Source organism: Streptomyces sp. NPDC055962, from assembly GCF_042270185.1.
Classification (GTDB): domain Bacteria; phylum Actinomycetota; class Actinomycetes; order Streptomycetales; family Streptomycetaceae; genus Streptomyces.
Map to the genome: position 1 here is coordinate 580,122 of NZ_JBHJYN010000002.1, position 16,571 is coordinate 596,692.

The 16,571-nt window shown below is 72.5% G+C and carries 11 protein-coding genes and 1 pseudogene; 8 read left to right on the forward strand and 4 right to left on the reverse strand.

The features are described from left to right. Positions 1–66 precede the first annotated feature (66 nt). Positions 67–1,641, reverse strand: a complete 1,575-nt coding sequence (locus ACFC51_RS07795; protein WP_376527516.1) for an NADH-ubiquinone oxidoreductase-F iron-sulfur binding region domain-containing protein — start codon at positions 1,639–1,641, stop codon at positions 67–69. Then, the gene (locus ACFC51_RS07800) at positions 1,638–2,867 is read right to left on the reverse strand and encodes a hypothetical protein (RefSeq protein ID WP_376527519.1); all 1,230 of its coding nucleotides are present in this window, start codon (positions 2,865–2,867) and stop codon (positions 1,638–1,640) included. Before ACFC51_RS07800 ends, ACFC51_RS07795 begins: the two co-directional genes overlap by 4 nt. Before the next feature lie 497 nt (positions 2,868–3,364). Between ACFC51_RS07800 and leuS the strand changes: the two genes are divergently transcribed. The 5 genes from leuS to ACFC51_RS07825 all read left to right on the forward strand — a co-directional run bounded on the left by leuS (position 3,365) and on the right by ACFC51_RS07825 (position 12,349). Further along, a complete protein-coding gene (gene leuS, locus ACFC51_RS07805) occupies positions 3,365–6,238 on the forward strand; it encodes a leucine--tRNA ligase (protein ID WP_376527521.1) in 2,874 nt (957 codons plus the stop codon). 182 nt (positions 6,239–6,420) lie between these two features. Beyond that, on the forward strand, positions 6,421–7,116 hold the full coding sequence (locus ACFC51_RS07810) for a hypothetical protein (protein ID WP_376368586.1): 696 nt from the start codon (positions 6,421–6,423) through the stop codon (positions 7,114–7,116). A 235-nt stretch (positions 7,117–7,351) separates the two neighbouring features. Further along, positions 7,352–8,197 (forward strand): DegV family protein, encoded by an 846-nt coding sequence (locus ACFC51_RS07815; RefSeq protein WP_376368585.1) that lies wholly within the window; start codon positions 7,352–7,354, stop codon positions 8,195–8,197. 496 nt (positions 8,198–8,693) lie between these two features. Beyond that, positions 8,694–9,776 (forward strand): helix-hairpin-helix domain-containing protein, encoded by a 1,083-nt coding sequence (locus tag ACFC51_RS07820; RefSeq protein ID WP_376527522.1) that lies wholly within the window; start codon positions 8,694–8,696, stop codon positions 9,774–9,776. Further along, complete coding sequence (locus ACFC51_RS07825; RefSeq protein ID WP_376527525.1) at positions 9,773–12,349, forward strand: ComEC/Rec2 family competence protein; 2,577 nt, start codon at positions 9,773–9,775, stop codon at positions 12,347–12,349. Before ACFC51_RS07820 ends, ACFC51_RS07825 begins: the two co-directional genes overlap by 4 nt. A gap of 113 nt (positions 12,350–12,462) precedes the next feature. Here ACFC51_RS07825 and ACFC51_RS07830 read toward each other — a convergent pair whose 3' ends face one another. Continuing rightward, on the reverse strand, positions 12,463–12,918 hold the full coding sequence (locus ACFC51_RS07830; RefSeq protein ID WP_376527527.1) for a pyridoxamine 5'-phosphate oxidase family protein: 456 nt from the start codon (positions 12,916–12,918) through the stop codon (positions 12,463–12,465). 100 nt (positions 12,919–13,018) lie between these two features. Between ACFC51_RS07830 and ACFC51_RS07835 the strand changes: the two genes are divergently transcribed. Next, positions 13,019–13,843 (forward strand): arylamine N-acetyltransferase, encoded by an 825-nt coding sequence (locus ACFC51_RS07835; protein ID WP_376527530.1) that lies wholly within the window; start codon positions 13,019–13,021, stop codon positions 13,841–13,843. Between the two features lie 237 nt (positions 13,844–14,080). Beyond that, positions 14,081–14,959 (forward strand): annotated as a pseudogene (locus tag ACFC51_RS07840) (YceI family protein). Positions 14,960–15,229: 270 nt separating this feature from the next. Here the strand turns inward: ACFC51_RS07840 and ACFC51_RS07845 are convergent. Further along, the gene (locus tag ACFC51_RS07845; RefSeq protein WP_376368580.1) at positions 15,230–15,475 is read right to left on the reverse strand and encodes a hypothetical protein; all 246 of its coding nucleotides are present in this window, start codon (positions 15,473–15,475) and stop codon (positions 15,230–15,232) included. 91 nt (positions 15,476–15,566) lie between these two features. Here ACFC51_RS07845 and holA point away from each other — a divergent pair, with 91 nt between their 5' ends. After that, positions 15,567–16,556: a DNA polymerase III subunit delta gene (holA, locus tag ACFC51_RS07850; protein ID WP_376527533.1), complete on the forward strand. Its 990-nt coding sequence runs from the start codon at positions 15,567–15,569 to the stop codon at positions 16,554–16,556. Positions 16,557–16,571: the final 15 nt, after the last annotated feature.

The window sequence follows — 16,571 nt, forward strand, 5'->3', positions numbered from 1 at the left end:
GATCGGATGAGCCGCTTCTCGTCGTGCCCGTCACCTCTGGACGGTTCGTCCCGCCGGTGTCGGCGGTCAGCCGCGTCCGCTGCCGAGTGCCCGCCGTCCCGCGCTCGGGAGTGCGGGACGCTCGGCGGGTGCCTGTTCGATACGGAGGGCCAGGGCGGGACATCGCCGTACGGCGCGCTGGGCCCGGCCCCGTAGATGCACCGGAACGGCGGCGTCGGCCAGTGCCGGATAGCCGTCCGGGCCCAGCCTGATCAGTTCGGGAACGATGTCCGCGCACAGACCGTGCCCCTGGCAGAGCGTCCAGTCCACCGCCAGCTTCTCGCCGCTCGGGATGGACTCCTCCAGGTCCGCGTAGCCGGGAGAGGGCAAGGGGAGGACCCCGAGCGTCTCCCGTCCGCAGCCGCCGTCCAGCACGTGTGCGGCGAGGTCGTCCGTGAACGCCGAGAGGGTGGATGCCAGGAAGCGGGCGGATCCGTCCGGGTGTTTGCACGCCCCGCGGCCCTTGACCGCCTGGGTCACTTCGCGAAGCGCCTCCAGCGCGGCGGGACCGCCTCCGTTCAGCACGTCGGAGAGGCCACCGGCCGCGGCAGGCAGCCCCAGCTTGCACGGGCCGCACTGGCCGGCGGTCTCGGCGGCCAGCCAGTTCGCGATCCTCAGCGACTCACCGATGGGGCAGGTCTCCGGCCCGATCGGCAGGATGGCACCGGCACCGAGTGCCCCGCCCGCCGCGGCCAGAGACGCCCGGGAGACCACTGCGTCGTGCGAGGCCATCGCGTCGATCCAGTTGCCGTGGTAGCCGCCGGTGAGCACCCCCTGGGGGAGGGGCGGAGCGCCGGCCAGTTGCAGGACGTAGCGCAGGGGCACTCCGGTGGGCACCTCGATCACCATCGGGCGCGCCACGGCCCCGGAGACGGTGAGCAGCACCGTGCCGGGCTCGTCGGGCAGGCCGGCGTGGCTGTAGCGCCGTGAGCCGAGCCGCGCGGCGACTGCGAGCTGGGCGTAGGTCTCCGCGTTCGACAACAGGGTCGGCGACCCGGCCACGCCGGATTCCGCCGCCCGTTCGCGGCGGCCCGGGGGCAGGGCGGGACCGCCGTTGACCGCCCGGATGACGGCCGAGGCCTCCCCGGAGACCATGCGCTCCGGGGTGCGCACGACCCGGGCGCGCAGGTGCTGGCCGCGGCGGTCTGACAGGCCGCGCTCGGCGAGGGCGGTCCGCACGGAGATCTCCGTGGAGTTGCGGGTGACGGCCACGACCAGCGTGCGTGCGCCGAGTGCCTCCGCGGCGAGCAGGGCGCCGTCGAGGATGAGGTGCGGGGCACGGTTGAGGAGCACGGTGTCCTTGCGGCAGGCCGGCTCGCCCTCGCTGCCGTTGATCACGACGACGGGCCGTACCCCGCGGCGTATGGACGCCTTGGCGACGGCGCGCAGCTTCTTCCCGAAGGGGAACCCCGCGCCCCCGCGGCCGCGCAGGGAGACGGACTCGGCCAGTTCGGCCAGCCGCTCACCCGTCATCGGTTCGAGGGGGCCGTGCACCTTCAGGTGCATGGCGAGGTCGAGCCGTTCCACCAGGTCGAAGCCGGTGGTCAGCTGGGGGAGGCCGACGACGCGGACCTCGGGCACATCGGAGAGGGGGACGTTCACGGTCGGTCTCCTGCGGGTGCGTGCCAAGGCTCTCCCGCAGAGGGCGGGAAGAGCGGACCCGGCAGCTGTTCGGTCTCCTGGCCGGAGGCGGAGGCGGAGGCGGAGGTGGGGACGGGCGGCTGGTACGGGCTGTCGGCGGCCCTGAGCGTCTGCGCGGGCGGGGCGGGGGACGGGGCGGGCCAGCGGCCGTCCGGCGTCCGGGCCGGGCCGGCGGAGGGGCGGGCGACGGCCCGGTACGCGGCCGAGAACCCCGTCCGGGTGTCCGCCGAAGGCGCCGGGGCGGGAGCCGGGGCGTGTTCCGGGGCCAGCCGGTCGGAACCGCGCGGCGGAGGCTCGTACAGCGGGGGGTCGTACGGGTCGTACACCGGCTGCCGGTAGGGCTGCGGGCCGTACGCCGACAGGTCGTGGGCGGGGGGCACCGGAGCGGCCAGCGTCCGGGGGCGGACCGGGGTGCCGCGCATCCCGCGGTCGTCGTCGCCCCAGCCCGGCGCCTCGGGCGGCAGGCCGTGGCCGGACGGCGTGGGCAGGTGCTCCGGGCCCGGGGGCGGGGAGGCGCGTATGACCGGGTCCGAGACCGGCGGAAGGGTGTCCGGGGCGAAAAGGGCGGCGACCAGACCCGTGAGCCGGCGCTTCAGGTGGCCGGGCAGAAGACGCAGGGCGAGCGCGGCGGCCACCCCCGTCAGACAGAGCATGTACATCACGACGACCCAGGCCGCGGGTTGCCTGCCCGCGTACAGCCCGTGCACCAGGGCGGCACACCAGGCCGGGTAGGCGAGTGCGTGCAGCGTCCGCCAACGGCCGGCGATCCGGCCCGGGGTGGCGAAGGCGCTGCGCATGGCGCCGGTCGCCGCAGTCGTGATCATCAGCAGCCCGGCCAGTGAACCGAAGCCGATGAGGCCGGCGGTCCCGCTCACACCGGTGCCGAACGGTATGAGGGCCCCGATCAGGCCGACGTGCCCGAGGGCCACCTTCACGGTGCCGTGCAGCAGGAGGAAACCGAGCGAGGTGACGGCGGCCGCGCGGTGGATGCCCTGGCAGGTCAGCCGCTGACGGGTCGAGAGGAACACGCGGTCGGTGGCCAGCAGGCCCCAGGCGACCGCCGCGGTGAGGGAGACCAGCGTCAGGACGCCGGTGGTGAAGTCGAACGCGGCACGCATGGCGTCGCTCCCGGCGACGGCCAGGAGCGGGATGAGGACGAGCGCCGCGGCAGTCAGTCCACCCTGCACCGGGCGGCTCATTCCTTGGCCGGGGCTCAGAGCGGGGGACGAACGGATCCTGCGATGAGGCTTCATGGGGGGGCGACTCCGAATGGTTCGGCAAAGCGGTCCCGTTGCCGCATGCTAGGTCGCCGTATACCGGCCGGTACGAGGTTTGAGTTGTTGCCCCGATAGGGGGCAGTACGCGGAGTAACCCCCGGAGTGTGTGGGTCATGTGGAAGGTTCGCGCGGATGGCGTGCCTGTCGATTCCGGTGCGGGGAGACCCGTGCGCCTCGTCGTGCCGCCCATGTGCCGGGCCGGGCTCCGGGCCCGTGCGGTACCCTGACGCCATGCGTGCCGTACGCCTTCTGCTTAGCGAGCCGCGCTGATCATTTCCGACCGGTGAGAATGCCTGGTCGGACTCGGCGCGGCGTCCCCTCCTGTGCGAGGGGATTTTTCGTTTCCGTAGACGTGTGTCCGTAGACGTGGGCGCCGGCAGATGACGATCGATGGAGCTTTGAGGATCATGAGCGAGACGAACACCGCGGCCGAGGTGGCCGCGCCGCACCGCTACACGGCAGCGATGGCCGCCGACATCGAGGCACGCTGGCAGGACTTCTGGGACGCCGAGGGGACGTACGAGGCTCCGAACCCGACCGGTGACCTGGCGGACGGCTCCGAGCTGGCCGCCAAGCCCAAGAAGTTCATCATGGACATGTTCCCGTACCCCTCGGGTGCGGGTCTGCACGTCGGCCACCCGCTGGGCTACATCGCCACCGACGTCTACGCCCGCCACCAGCGGATGACCGGGCACAACGTCCTGCACACCCTGGGCTTCGACGCCTTCGGCCTGCCGGCCGAGCAGTACGCCGTGCAGACGGGCACACACCCGCGCGCCTCCACCGAGGCCAACATGGAGAACATGAAGGTCCAGCTGCGCCGGCTGGGCCTGGGCCACGACAAGCGCCGCTCCTTCGCCACGATCGACGCGGACTACTACAAGTGGACCCAGTGGATCTTCCTGCAGATCTTCAACTCCTGGTACGACACCGAGGCCGACCGGGCACGCCCGATCGCCGAGCTGGTCACCCAGTTCGAGAGCGGTGAGCGCCCGGTCCCCGGCGGCGGCGAGTGGGGCGCGCTGAGCGCCGCCGCGCGTGCGGACGTCCTGGGGCAGTACAGGCTGGCGTACGCCTCGGACGCCCCGGTCAACTGGTCGCCCGGGCTGGGCACCGTGCTGGCCAACGAAGAGGTGACGGCCGACGGCCGCTCCGAGCGGGGCAACTTCCCCGTCTTCAAGGCCAAGCTGCGCCAGTGGAACATGCGCATCACCGCGTATGCCGACCGCCTGCTGAACGACCTGGACGGGCTGGACTGGCCCGAGGCCATCAAGCTGCAGCAGCGCAACTGGATCGGCCGGTCCGAGGGCGCACGCGTCGACTTCCCCGTCGACGGGGCCGGTGACATCACCGTCTTCACCACCCGCCAGGACACCCTGTTCGGCGCCACCTACATGGTGCTGGCGCCCGAGCACGAGCTGGTCGAGCGGATCATCCCCGCCGCCTGGCCCGAGGGCACCCACCCCGTGTGGACGGGCGGCCACGCGAACCCGGCGGAGGCCGTCACCGCGTACCGCAAGCAGGCCGCCGCCAAGTCCGACGTGGAGCGTCAGGCGGAGGCCAAGGACAAGACCGGTGTCTTCACCGGCGCCTACGCGACCAACCCGGTCAGCGGCGAGAAGGTCCCCGTCTTCATCGCCGACTACGTCCTGATGGGCTACGGCACCGGCGCGATCATGGCCGTACCGGCGCACGACGCGCGCGACTTCGCCTTCGCGCGCGCCTTCGAGCTGCCGATGCGCTGTGTCGTCGAGCCGTCGGACGACCGCGGTCTGGACCCCTCGTCCTGGGACGACGCCTTCGGCTCGTACGAGGCGAAGCTGGTCAACTCCGCCAACGACGAGATCTCGCTGGACGGCCTGGGCGTCGTCGAGGCCAAGGCGAAGATCACCGAGTGGCTGCAGGGACGCGGTGTCGGCGAGGGCACCGTCAACTTCCGGCTGCGCGACTGGCTGTTCAGCCGTCAGCGCTACTGGGGCGAGCCCTTCCCGATCGTCTACGACGAGGAGGGCATCGCGCACCCGCTGCCCGAGTCGATGCTGCCGCTGGAGCTGCCCGAGGTCGAGGACTACTCGCCGCGGACCTTCGACCCGGAGGACGCCGACACCCAGCCCGAGACCCCGCTGTCCCGGAACGCCGACTGGGTCGACGTCACCCTGGACCTGGGCGACGGTGCCGGTCCGCGCAAGTACCGCCGCGAGACCAACACCATGCCGAACTGGGCGGGTTCCTGCTGGTACGAGCTGCGGTACCTGGACCCGAACAACGACCGGCGGCTGGTCGACCCGGCGATCGAGCAGTACTGGATGGGACCGCGCGAGGGACAGCCGACCGGCGGTGTCGACCTGTACGTCGGCGGCGCCGAGCACGCGGTGCTGCACCTGCTGTATGCGCGCTTCTGGTCCAAGGTCCTGCACGACCTGGGGCACATCTCGTCCGCCGAGCCGTTCCACAAGCTGTACAACCAGGGCATGATCCAGGCCTTCGTCTACCGGGACAGCCGCGGCATCGCGGTCCCGGCGGCCGAGGTCGAGGAGCGTGACGGTGCGTACTACCACGGTGGCGAGAAGGTCAGCCGCGTGCTGGGCAAGATGGGCAAGTCGCTGAAGAACGCGGTGACGCCCGACGAGATCTGCGGCGAGTACGGCGCGGACACGCTGCGGCTGTACGAGATGGCCATGGGGCCGCTGGACGTCTCCCGTCCCTGGGACACCCGGGCCGTGGTCGGCCAGTACCGGCTGCTGCAGCGTCTGTGGCGCAACGTCGTCGACGAGGAGACCGGCGAGGTCACCGTCGTGGACACCGAGCCCGACGTCGACACGCTGCGCGCGCTGCACAAGGCCATCGACGGTGTCGGCCAGGACATGGCCGGGATGCGCTTCAACACCGCCATCGCCAAGGTCACCGAGCTGAACAACCACCTGACCAAGGCGGGCGGCCCGCTGTCCCGGTCGGTCGCGGAGCGGCTGGTGCTGCTGATCGCCCCGCTGGCGCCGCACGTGGCGGAGGAGCTGTGGCGCCGTCTGGGCCACACCGGGTCCGTCGTGCACGAGGACTTCCCGGTCGCCGACCCTGCGTACGTCGTGGACGAGACCGTGACCTGCGTGGTGCAGGTCAAGGGCAAGGTCAGGGCGCGCCTGGAGGTCGCCCCGTCGATCTCGGACGGCGACCTGGAGGCGATGGCCCTGGCCGACGAGAACGTCGTCGCCGCGCTGGGTGGAGCGGGGATCCGCAAGGTGATCGTGCGGGCGCCGAAGCTGGTCAACATCGTTCCCGCGTAACGGCACCCAGGGGGTGTGTGCCGTCCTGTGGTCCGGGTGACGGGAGCGCGTGCCGTCCCGTGCCAGGGCTTTCCCCTACGGGCAGGTTGGGGGTTCCGATGGAACCCTCGGCCTGCCCGTTCCGTTTACGGTAGAAGGGGCGGCCGCACGCGGGCGGCCGAACCGACGACCGAGGGGCGTTCATGGAAGCCGTGATCCTGATCCTGACGCTGCTGTTCGTCGCGTTCATGGCGCTCGGGGTGTACGCAGGCGTCAAGACGGTGCGCGCGGCCAAGCGCGGCGTGGACCGGACGATCACGCAGGCCCGTCGTTCCGTGGAGGACACCGCCCTGCGGGCCAAGAGCTACGGTCAGCCGGGTGTGCCGGGGGAGCTCGCGCAGCTTCGGCTCGCCCTGCGTACGTCGATGAGGGCCACCCAGGAAGCGCTGGACGCCCAAGCCGTCGAGGATGCCTCCCTCTCCGAGTCGGTGGGCCTCTTCCAGCGCCTCAGCGCGCACGGGCGCGAGCTCGACAACGACCTCAAGCGGCTGGAACGTGAGCCGGACCGGGCGACGGTGGCCACGCTGCTGCCCGGCCTGAGGGAGCGCACGGAACGCATCACGCACTCGGCGGAGTCGCTGCGCTGGGCGGCGCGCGATCGTGCGAGGCAGTTCGCCGACGACGATCTGGCCTCGCTGAACGCGCAGATCGACCTGGAGGCCGGGGCACTGCGTCACTGGACGACCGAGGAGCCCGAGGCGGAACAGGGGACGACGGCCGGGCACAGCTGGAGCGGGCCGGCCGACGACGCGCCGGCGTCGCTCACCCCACCCCCGGACCCACGGCTGCGCGCGCGCCACCCGTGGGAGAAGTCCGCCCGTCCGGAGACCACGAACTGACCCGCACAGGCTGCGGGGAGGCCGTACCCGGACTGCGGGACCGCCGTCCTCGCGAGAGGCGTGAGCGGTGACGCTGCACGGGTGAGGCCACGGTGCGCGGGATCTGCCGGCTCGCGTCCGGAAGGGCCCCGGGGAGTCCGATGGGTGTCAGGGACGAAGGCCGGACCGACCGGAAATGATCAGCAGGGCGGTCCCGGGCTGCCGCGTCCCCGCCGTGGAAGGTAATCTCCGGCTCATGTCCCGCCATGTCGCGATCGTCACCGATTCAACGGCCTACCTGCCACCCCGGGCGATGGAACGGCACGGCATCACCGCGGTGCCGCTGACCGTCGTCCTCGGCGATCAGGCTCTGGAGGAGGGCACGGAGATCTCGGCGAGGTCGCTGGCGACCGCCCTGCAGAAGCGCCGCTCCGTCACCACGTCGCGGCCCAGCCCGGAGGTCTTCGCCGCCACGTATCGCGCCGTGGCCGAGCAGGGGGCCACCCACATCGTCTCCCTCCATCTGTCGGCCGAGTTCTCGGGGACCTACGACGCCGCGGTGCTGGCCGCGAAGGACGCGCCCGTACCGGTGCGGGTCGTCGACACCGGCATGGTGGCCATGGCCCTGGGATTCTGCGCACTCGCGGCGGCCGAGGCGGCCGAGGGCGGCGGCGGACCGGACGAGGCGGTCGCGGCCGCGGAGAAGCGGGCGGCGGGCACGAGGGCGTTCTTCTACGTCGACACGTTGGACTACCTGCGCCGAGGTGGGCGCATCGGTGCCGCGCAGGCGCTCCTCGGTTCGGCTCTTGCCGTGAAGCCGCTGCTCCAACTCGACGACGGCCGTATCGAGATGCTGGAAAAGGTCCGGACGGCGTCCAAGGCGATCGCGCGGCTCGAGGAGATCGTGACCGCACAGGCCGGGGCGGGAGCCGTGGACATCGCCGTGCACCATCTGGCCGCCCCGGACGGGGCGGAGAGGCTCGCGGAGCGCCTGCGGGGCCGGATTCCCGGGCTCGTCGACCTGCATGTGAGCGAGGTCGGTGCGGTGATCGGAGCGCACACCGGGCCAGGACTGCTGGGAGCGGTGGTCTCACCGCGGTGAATTTCACTCCGCGGGGTGATGTGGTTATCCACAACTGGGCAGTTATCCACTGGAATCGGTCCTGCTCGGCGGATTTCCGCCGAGGTGTCTAGCGTCATGTGGCATGACCTTCCGATCACTCTCCCCATCGAGCCCTGCGACCGGCCGACCGGAATCGAGCCCTGCGACCGGCCGACCGGAATCGAGCCCTGCGACCGGCCGACCGGAATCGAGCCCTGCGACCGGCCGACCGGACCTGACCGGCGAATCGGCTGACCCCTCCGCGTACCGGCCCGCGGATCTGCCCGCACACGCGGCGATGGACCCACCCGCGCGCAGGGCCACCCACCGCGGCGCCCACCGTGTGCCCCGTGCCCGTTCCGGTGTCCGCCCCGGCGGGGCGGCGGGCACCGCGCCAGGGGCGGCGTCCGCAACCGGGCACAGGCGGGGGCGGCGAGTCGGGCGTGGACCGGCCGCCGAGGTCGCGGCGGCCGCCCGCCTCCGCGCGGAAGCGCTCATGGCCGGCGAGCGTTCGTCGACCGAGACCGAGACCGAGACCGAGACCGAGACCGAGACGAAGACCGGGGCCAGGGCCGGGGCTGCGACTGCGTCGATGGCCGGAGTCGCGGCCGGGGCGGTGGGTGGCGGGGCGGGCAGGACCGCCGCCCCGCCCGGCGGGCCCGTGCGCTCCCGCGTGGCACCGTCCTGGGCCCAGGTTCCGTTGCCGGTGGCGGAGCCCCCTCGGGCTCAGGCTTCGGTTCCCCCTGCGTGCCCGGCACCCGTCGTGGGTGTCGCGGGCGTCGCGGCAGCACCCCCGGCCGGGCCGGCTCTCCTGCCGCGCCTCGGGGTGACGGACGGCGCCGCCGGGCGGTCGCGGTGGCGGAGGGAGGTCCTGCCTGCTCTGCGGGACCGGTTACCCCTGTGGTTGCAGCCGCGATGCGGCCTGGAGCCACGCGCCCTCGCCGCCCTCGCCGTCGTCCTGGTCGGGGCCGCGGTGTTCGCGGCGGCACACTTCTGGTCGGCCCGCCCCGAGCCCGTACACGCCCCCGACCGGGTCACGGAGGCCGCGGCGGTCCAGGTGGGCGGGCAGGAGTCCCCGAGCGCTCAACAGCCCGGTCTCACGCCGGGACCGGCAGTGGGGCCGCAGACCGGCGCCGCACCCGGCGGACAGATCGTCGTCGACGTGAGCGGCAAGGTGCGTCGGCCGGGGATCCAGCACCTGCCGGCCGGCTCCCGGGTCGCGGACGCCCTGCGCGCCGCCGGAGGTGTGCGGGAGGGCGCAGATGTCAGCATGCTCAACCGGGCGCGCGTCCTGACGGACGGCGAGCAGGTGGCGGTCGGCCTCCCCGGTGCTCCGCCACCCGGGGGCGGGTCGGTGGCAGACGCCGGCCCGGGGGCGGGCCCGGCGGCTCCGTTGAGCCTCGGTACGGCCACCGTCGAACAGCTCGAGACCCTGCCGGGGGTGGGACCCGTGCTCGCCCAGCACATCATCGACTACCGCACCGAGCACGGGGGATACCGCTCGGTCGACGAACTCCGTGACGTCGACGGCATCGGTGACCGCCGGTTCGCGGACCTGCGCCCACTGGTCACGCCGTGAACACCCCTGACGTGCACGCGGATTCGGGGCGGCGTCTGGGCGTTGCCGACCCTCGTCAGGAGGCTCCGGCCGACCTGCGGCTTGTTCCTCCTGCCCTGGCGGCCTGGGCGGCGGCCGCACTGGCCCTGGACGCGCCTGCCGAGTGGGTGGTGGCGGGGGTGGCGCTCTGCGCGTGCGGCGGTCTGTGCCTCATTGCCGTACCCGGGTTCGTGGTGCGAGCAGGACCCCGGGCGGCCGCAGTTCCGGTGCCGGCACGGCGGACCGGACCACCGGGCGGGGCGCCGGGGCGCGTCGGGCGCTTCAGGTCTGTGGGTCGTGCGGGGGTCCGCACCACGGTCGCTGCCGGGGCGCTGCTCTGTGCGGCGGCAGGGGCGACGGCGGCCGGGCTCCACGGCGCGGATTCCCGTACCGGTCCCGTGCCGGGACTGGCCGGGGCGTACGCGCGGGTCGAGGCGGAGGTGACCGTCACGTCCGATCCCCGGCAGACCAGGCCCCGCGTGCGGGGCGACCACAGCACACCCGTGTCCCTGCTCCTGGATGCGGAGGTCAGGAAGCTGACCGCACCCGACGGCACGGTCACACGCCTCCGCACCCCTGTGCTCGTCATGGTCGCACCGGGGGAGGCGGCGGAGCGGTGGCAACGACTTCTGCCCTCGACGGGGCTCCGCGTCAGCGGCAGGCTCGCGCCACCGCGCCACGAGGGGGAGCGGATCGCCGCCGTGCTCGGCACCGATGCGGACGCGCCGCCCCGGATCGTCTCGGAGCCCACTCTTCTTCAGCGCACCGCAGGGCAGCTGCGGTCGGGCCTCCGGGCGGCAACGGAGGGGCTCGACGCCGACGCACGCGCGCTTCTGCCGGGGCTGGTCGTCGGCGACACGTCACGGGTCCCGCCCGACCTGCACGACGCTTTCAAGGCCACCGACCTCACCCATCTGCTCGCTGTTTCGGGCGCGAACCTGTCCATCCTGCTGTTCCTCCTCATCGGTCCACCGGGCACGGCATCGCGCAGTGAACGCCGCGGTCTGGCACCCAGGCTGGGCATCTCCCTCCGGGCGACCGCCCTGGCCGGCGGCGGGATCGCGCTCGCCTTCGTGATCGTCTGCCGTCCCGAGCCGAGCGTCCTGCGTGCGGCTGCCTGCGGCCTGATCACCTTGCTCGCCATCGGGACGGGCCGGCGCAGATCGCTGATCCCCGCGCTGGCCGCGGCCGTTCTGCTGCTGGTGCTGTACGACCCATGGCTGGCCCGCAGTTATGGGTTCCTCCTGTCCGTACTCGCCACCGGAGCGCTTCTCGTCCTGGCCCCGAGGTGGAGCGGTGCTCTCCAGCGGCACGGTGTCCCGGAGAGACTCGCCGAGATGCTCGCCGCCGCGGGCGCCGCCCAGGCGGTCTGCGCGCCCGTGGTCGTCGTGCTCGCATCGAGGGTGAGCCTGGTGGCGATCCCCTGCAATCTGCTCGCCGAGTTCGCGGTGGCCCCCGCGACGGTGCTGGGGTTCGCCGCGCTTGCTGCGGCCCCGGTCTCCATGGGGGTGGCGGAGCTGCTGGCCGGGGTCGCGGGCTGGCCCGTCGGATGGATCGCGTCCGTGGCCCGCACCGGGGCCGCTCTCCCCGGGGCGGAGGCCGACTGGCCGGGAGGCTGGCGTGGTGCGGCTCTCCTGGCAGTCCTCACGGCCCTGCTGGTGCTGTCCGCCCGGCGTCTGGCCCGTCATCCATGGGTGTGCTCCGCCGCCGCGCTCCTGCTGGTGCTCGCCGTGCTGAGGCCGGTGCCTCTCACCCGGTTCATGACGGGGTGGCCGACGCCGGGATGGTCCTTCGCCCTGTGCGACGTGGGTCAGGGGGACGCCATGGTGCTCGCCGCGGGTGAGGGCACGGGAGTGGTCGTGGACACCGGCCCCGAACCCCGCCTCGTGGACCGGTGCCTGCGGGATCTGGGCATCACCCGCGTGCCCCTGCTGCTGTTGACCCACTTCCACGCCGACCACGTACGCGGACTGCCGGGTGTACTGCGTGGCCGCGAGGTCGGTGCCGTCCAGACGACGAGTCTCGACGAACCGCCGGAGCAGGTGGCGTTCGTGAGGCGGACAGCCGCAGAGGCGCGGGTCCCGATGGTCCGGGCGGTGCCGGGGGAGAGGCGCCGTGCGGGACCCGTGGACTGGCAGGTGCTGTGGCCGGCCTCCGCCGCCCCGGGCATGGCGCCGGTCCCGGTGACCGAAGAGCCGAACGACTCCAGTGTCACCCTCCTCGTCCGGTCCGGCGGGCTGACCCTGCTCCTCCTCGGGGATCTCGAACCACCGGCGCAGCAAGGGGTGCTGCGCAGCCATCCCGCGCTGCCCCGGGTGGACGTCCTCAAGGTCGCGCACCACGGCTCCGCCCGTCAGGACACCGCACTCCTGCGCAGCACCCGCCCGAGGCTCGCGCTGATCAGCTGCGGTGCGGACAACCCGTACGGCCATCCGGCCGCCCGTACGCTCCAAGCGCTCGAGGCAGCGGGGGCCAAGGTGCTGCGTACCGACATCCACGGTGCGATCGCGGTGTCGGGCGCCGGCGCGGGCCTGCGGGCGGAGGGACGCTCATGAACACGGCGAACGACCGTTGCCACGCCCCGCTGTCGGCCCAGCCACCGCTGCCTCCCCTGCCGACCCGTCGCCGGCTGCCGACCCGTCGTTCCCTGCCGGGTCCGTGCGCGGCGTCAGACCAGCCAGGTCCCGTCGAGCATGAGGTCGCGCCCTGCCTGTTCGTTCACCTCGCGCCATGCCCTGACGGTGTACGGCGTGACCCGCAGATACACCCAGGCGGGACGTCCGCGCACGTCCCAGTGGAGCTTCCCGGCGAACGCGTCACCCGAATCGGCAGGGAGGTCCGCCCCCTCCACCGCCTCGGCCGTTCCCTCGATGAGCACCACATCACGCGTGTGCCCCAGGGTGATCCGGACCTGCCCTGCGGGAGTCAGGTTGACAGCCGTCGGGTTGGTGCGACGGGTGGCCAGCAGCAGCGTGTGCCCGTGCCACACGAAGGACAGCGGGACCAGGCACGGCACACCGTCGGGCGACGCCGTCGCCACCCAGGCGTCCTCGTCCCTCTCCAGGCGATCGAGTGCGTCCTGCTTGCGCTGTTCCGGATCGCGTGCCGGCTCTCGCTCCGTCATGGCCCACACGCTAGCCAGCGGCTCCCGTCCCCACATCCGTCGCCGGTCCTAGGCCCAGGGGCTCATGGCGCCGCCCGGTGTACCGCGACAGACTTCCGGTATGAACGAGGAGCTTCCGCAGCCGTCCCGCACGCTCGCCCCTGCTCGGGTGGACGCCTACCTGGAGCACATCGGTGCCGCCCGTCCCACCCTCCCCGACTCGGAGGCCCTGCGGGAGCTGCAGCTCCGCCACCTGACGACCGTTCCCTTCGAGAACCTCTCGATCCACCTCCTCCAGGACATCGTCCTGGAGGAGGGGAAGCTCGTCGACAAGATCGTTACGGACTGTCGCGGCGGCTTCTGCTACGAGCTCAACGGCGCCTTCGCCTCGCTGCTGCGCGCCCTCGGATTCCGCGTCACCCTGCTCCAGGCGCGGGTCTTCGGCGACGGAGGGCACCTCGGCGTCCCGTACGACCACGTCGCGCTGCGTGTGGAGACCGATGACGGCACAGGGCCATGGCTCGCCGATGTCGGGTTCGGAGATCACGCGCTGCACCCGCTCCAGCTGGACGTCCGCACCGAACAGGACGATCCCTGCGGCAGGTTCCGCTTCCGGGAGGCGCCGCAGGGAGACCTCGACCTGCTGCGTGACGGCTCCCGACAGTTCCGCCTGGATCTGCGGCCGCGCGTACTGGCGGACTTCCGGGCAGGAGCGTGGTACCACCGCACCTCACCGGACTCCCACTTCACCCGGTCCCTCATCTGCTCCCGGCGTACCGAGGACGGCCGGGTGACGCTGCGGGACCACACCCTGATCACCACCGTGCGGGGCGTACGGCACGAGGAGGAGTTGGGCGACGACACCGAGGTGCTCGCCGCCTACCGTGATCACTTCGGGATCGTCCTCACCCAACCGCCCACGCGGCGAATCCCTCTGACCGGGTGACAGTTCTCGACGCGCGCACGGGTCTGCACCTGCCTTACGGGCAATAGGGGCCTACAGGCATACCTGTGTACAGCGCCGCACAGGTGGGTACAGCTCGCCACAAACCCCGTTGAGCTGCGGCGTTTGTCTCGAACGTCGCAATGAGGAACGAATGCGTATTCGTCGGCGGGCCGCTGTTCCGACAACGACGTCCGGCTGTCAGGGTCCGAGGTGGGAACTGCCCTGGGGAGTACGCGCATGTTCGGCCGTTGGCGAGACAGCAGAGCGAAGTCCGGCACCACTCAGAGCGGTACCGCTGTCGGCCAACTCCTGCCGCCCAACGCCGGAATGCTGAGCTGCCGGGTGCTGGACCCGGTCTCCGAGCCCGTGCGCCAGGCCGATTTCGTCCTCACCGACAGGGTGGGCCGAGGGTGCTCGGCGGGGAGACGGATCCCTTCGGGAACCTGGTCGTCACGGTCCCGGCGGGCGACTATCGCCTGGGTGTCACGGCTGACGGCTTCACCCCCTTCCACGGTTCGGTCACCGTGGGGGAGGGGGATCACGCGAACCTCGGCGACGTCTCCCTCCAGGCATCCCACCCCCCGCAGCTCCCCGACCCGGGCGAATGGGAGATCGAGCCGACACACAGCCAGATCGAATTCACCGCGCGTCGTATCGGGATGGCCCGTATCCACGGAAGGTTCAACACCTTCGCCGGCGCCGTGCGGATCGCGGACCGTATGGAGGATTCCGCCATGCCGTCGTCATCGACGCCTCGTCGATCGACACGAACGTCCGGATACGCGACGACCACCTGCGGTCCGGCGACTTCCTCGACGTCGAGCGGTTTCCGGCCCTGGAGTTCTACAGCGAGCGCTTCGTCCACCGCGGCGGCACACGCTGGGGTGTCACTGGAGCGCTCACCCTGCACGGGGTGAGCCGCACCATCACGCTGGACACCCGGTACCTGGGCCTCGGCAACGGCCTGGCGAGACCAGGGCCGCCTGCCGGGTGACCACCGAGCTGCACCGCGAGGACTTCACCCTGACCTGGCAGACGATGCCGGCACGCGGCATCGCCGTGGTCGGACCGAGCATCAAGATCGAGATGGGCATCCAGATCGTCCCCAAGAGCTGATCGTCCCCACGAGCCGACGAGCTCCCACATGCTGACGCCCGGATCCGGTTCATCGGGTTCATCCGGTTGATCGGACGCCCCAGGTGCCCAGGTGCCCAGGGCCCCAGGTGCCCCGGACGACCCAGGATCCCCGCTCCTCCCACGATCCCCGGCCCCCACGATCCCCGGCCCCCACGATCCCCGGCTCTCTCAGGAGCCCAGGGCACCCCAGGCGCCCCGGACCGCCACCCGGTGCCCGCCGACCGCGCGTACAGGAGTGCGACCGCGTGCCTACGGGGCTTCGAGCCATCCCTCGTACTCCGCGGCGAACGCGTCGAGCGCCGCGGAGTCCAGCCGTGCCGCCGGGTCCTCGACCACGACCAGCCACTGGGCGTCCTCGGCGTCGTCCTCACCGGCCAGGGCGTCCCGGACCAGCTGCGGCTCCTCGGTGACCCCGAACCGGTCGTGCAGTTCCCCCGCGACCTCCTCGGCCGTGTCCCGGTCGGGCAGCACCAGTACATGTCTCACATCGCTCACCCGCTCATTCTCCGGTACGCCCGGCCACGGGAGGTACGCCGGGGCGGCGGCCCCGCAGCGATGTCACAGGGCCGTGGGATGCTGGACCGCGATGGCCACCAGACGCAGTTCCACCGACGATCCGCTCGCCCCCGTCACGCTCGCCGTGGGCCAGGAAGACCTGCTCCTGGACCGTGCCGTGCAGCAGGTGGTGGCCGCGGCGCGTGCTTCCGACGCCGACACCGACGTCCGCGACCTCACCCCGGACCAGTTGCAGCCCGGCACGCTCGCCGAGCTCACCAGCCCCTCGCTCTTCGCGGAGCGCAAGGTGGTGATCGTGCGCAATGCGCACGACCTCTCCGCCGACACCGTCAAGGACGTCAAGGCTTACCTGGGCGCACCCGCCGAGGAGATCACCCTCGTGCTCCTGCACGCGGGCGGAGCCAAGGGCAAGGGTCTCCTCGACGCGGTACGGAAGGCGGGCGCGCGTGAGGTGGCGTGCCCCAAGACGACCAAGCCGGCCGAGCGGCTGTCCTTCGTACGGTCGGAGTTCCGGGCCCTCGGGCGCTCCGCGACCCCCGAGGCGTGCCAGGCCCTGGTCGACTCCATCGGCAGCGATCTGCGGGAGCTGGCGAGCGCCGTCTCGCAGCTGGTCGCGGACGTCGAGGGAACCATCGACGAGGCCGTCGTCGGCCGCTACTACACGGGCCGGGCGGAGGCGTCGTCCTTCACCGTCGCCGACCGGGCTGTCGAAGGACGTGCCGCGGAGGCGCTGGAGGCGCTGCGGTGGTCGCTGTCCACCGGTGTCGCGCCCGTGCTGATCACCAGCGCCCTCGCGCAGGGTGTCCGGGCGATCGGCAAGCTCTCCTCGGCCCGGGGCGGACGTCCCGCGGACCTGGCCCGTGAGCTCGGGATGCCGCCCTGGAAGATCGACCGGGTCCGTCAGCAGATGCGGGGATGGACACCGGACGGGGTGGCGGTGGCGCTGATCGCGGTCGCGACGGCCGACGCGGGTGTCAAGGGAGGCGGGGACGACCCCGAGTACGCCCTGGAGAAGGCCGTGGTCGCCGTCGCCCGCGCGGCCCGCTCAGGCGGCCGCTGAGGCCCGGGCGGAGCG

Coding starts and splice junctions, on each gene's coding strand:
- ACFC51_RS07830 (WP_376527527.1), bottom strand. CDS start 12,918: ATGACGGAGCGAGAGCCGGCACGCGATCCGGAACAGCGCAAGCAGGAC.
- ACFC51_RS07835 (WP_376527530.1), top strand. CDS start 13,019: ATGAACGAGGAGCTTCCGCAGCCGTCCCGCACGCTCGCCCCTGCTCGG.
- ACFC51_RS07815 (WP_376368585.1), top strand. CDS start 7,352: ATGTCCCGCCATGTCGCGATCGTCACCGATTCAACGGCCTACCTGCCA.
- holA (WP_376527533.1), top strand. CDS start 15,567: ATGGCCACCAGACGCAGTTCCACCGACGATCCGCTCGCCCCCGTCACG.
- ACFC51_RS07810 (WP_376368586.1), top strand. CDS start 6,421: ATGGAAGCCGTGATCCTGATCCTGACGCTGCTGTTCGTCGCGTTCATG.
- leuS (WP_376527521.1), top strand. CDS start 3,365: ATGAGCGAGACGAACACCGCGGCCGAGGTGGCCGCGCCGCACCGCTAC.
- ACFC51_RS07820 (WP_376527522.1), top strand. CDS start 8,694: ATGGCCGGCGAGCGTTCGTCGACCGAGACCGAGACCGAGACCGAGACC.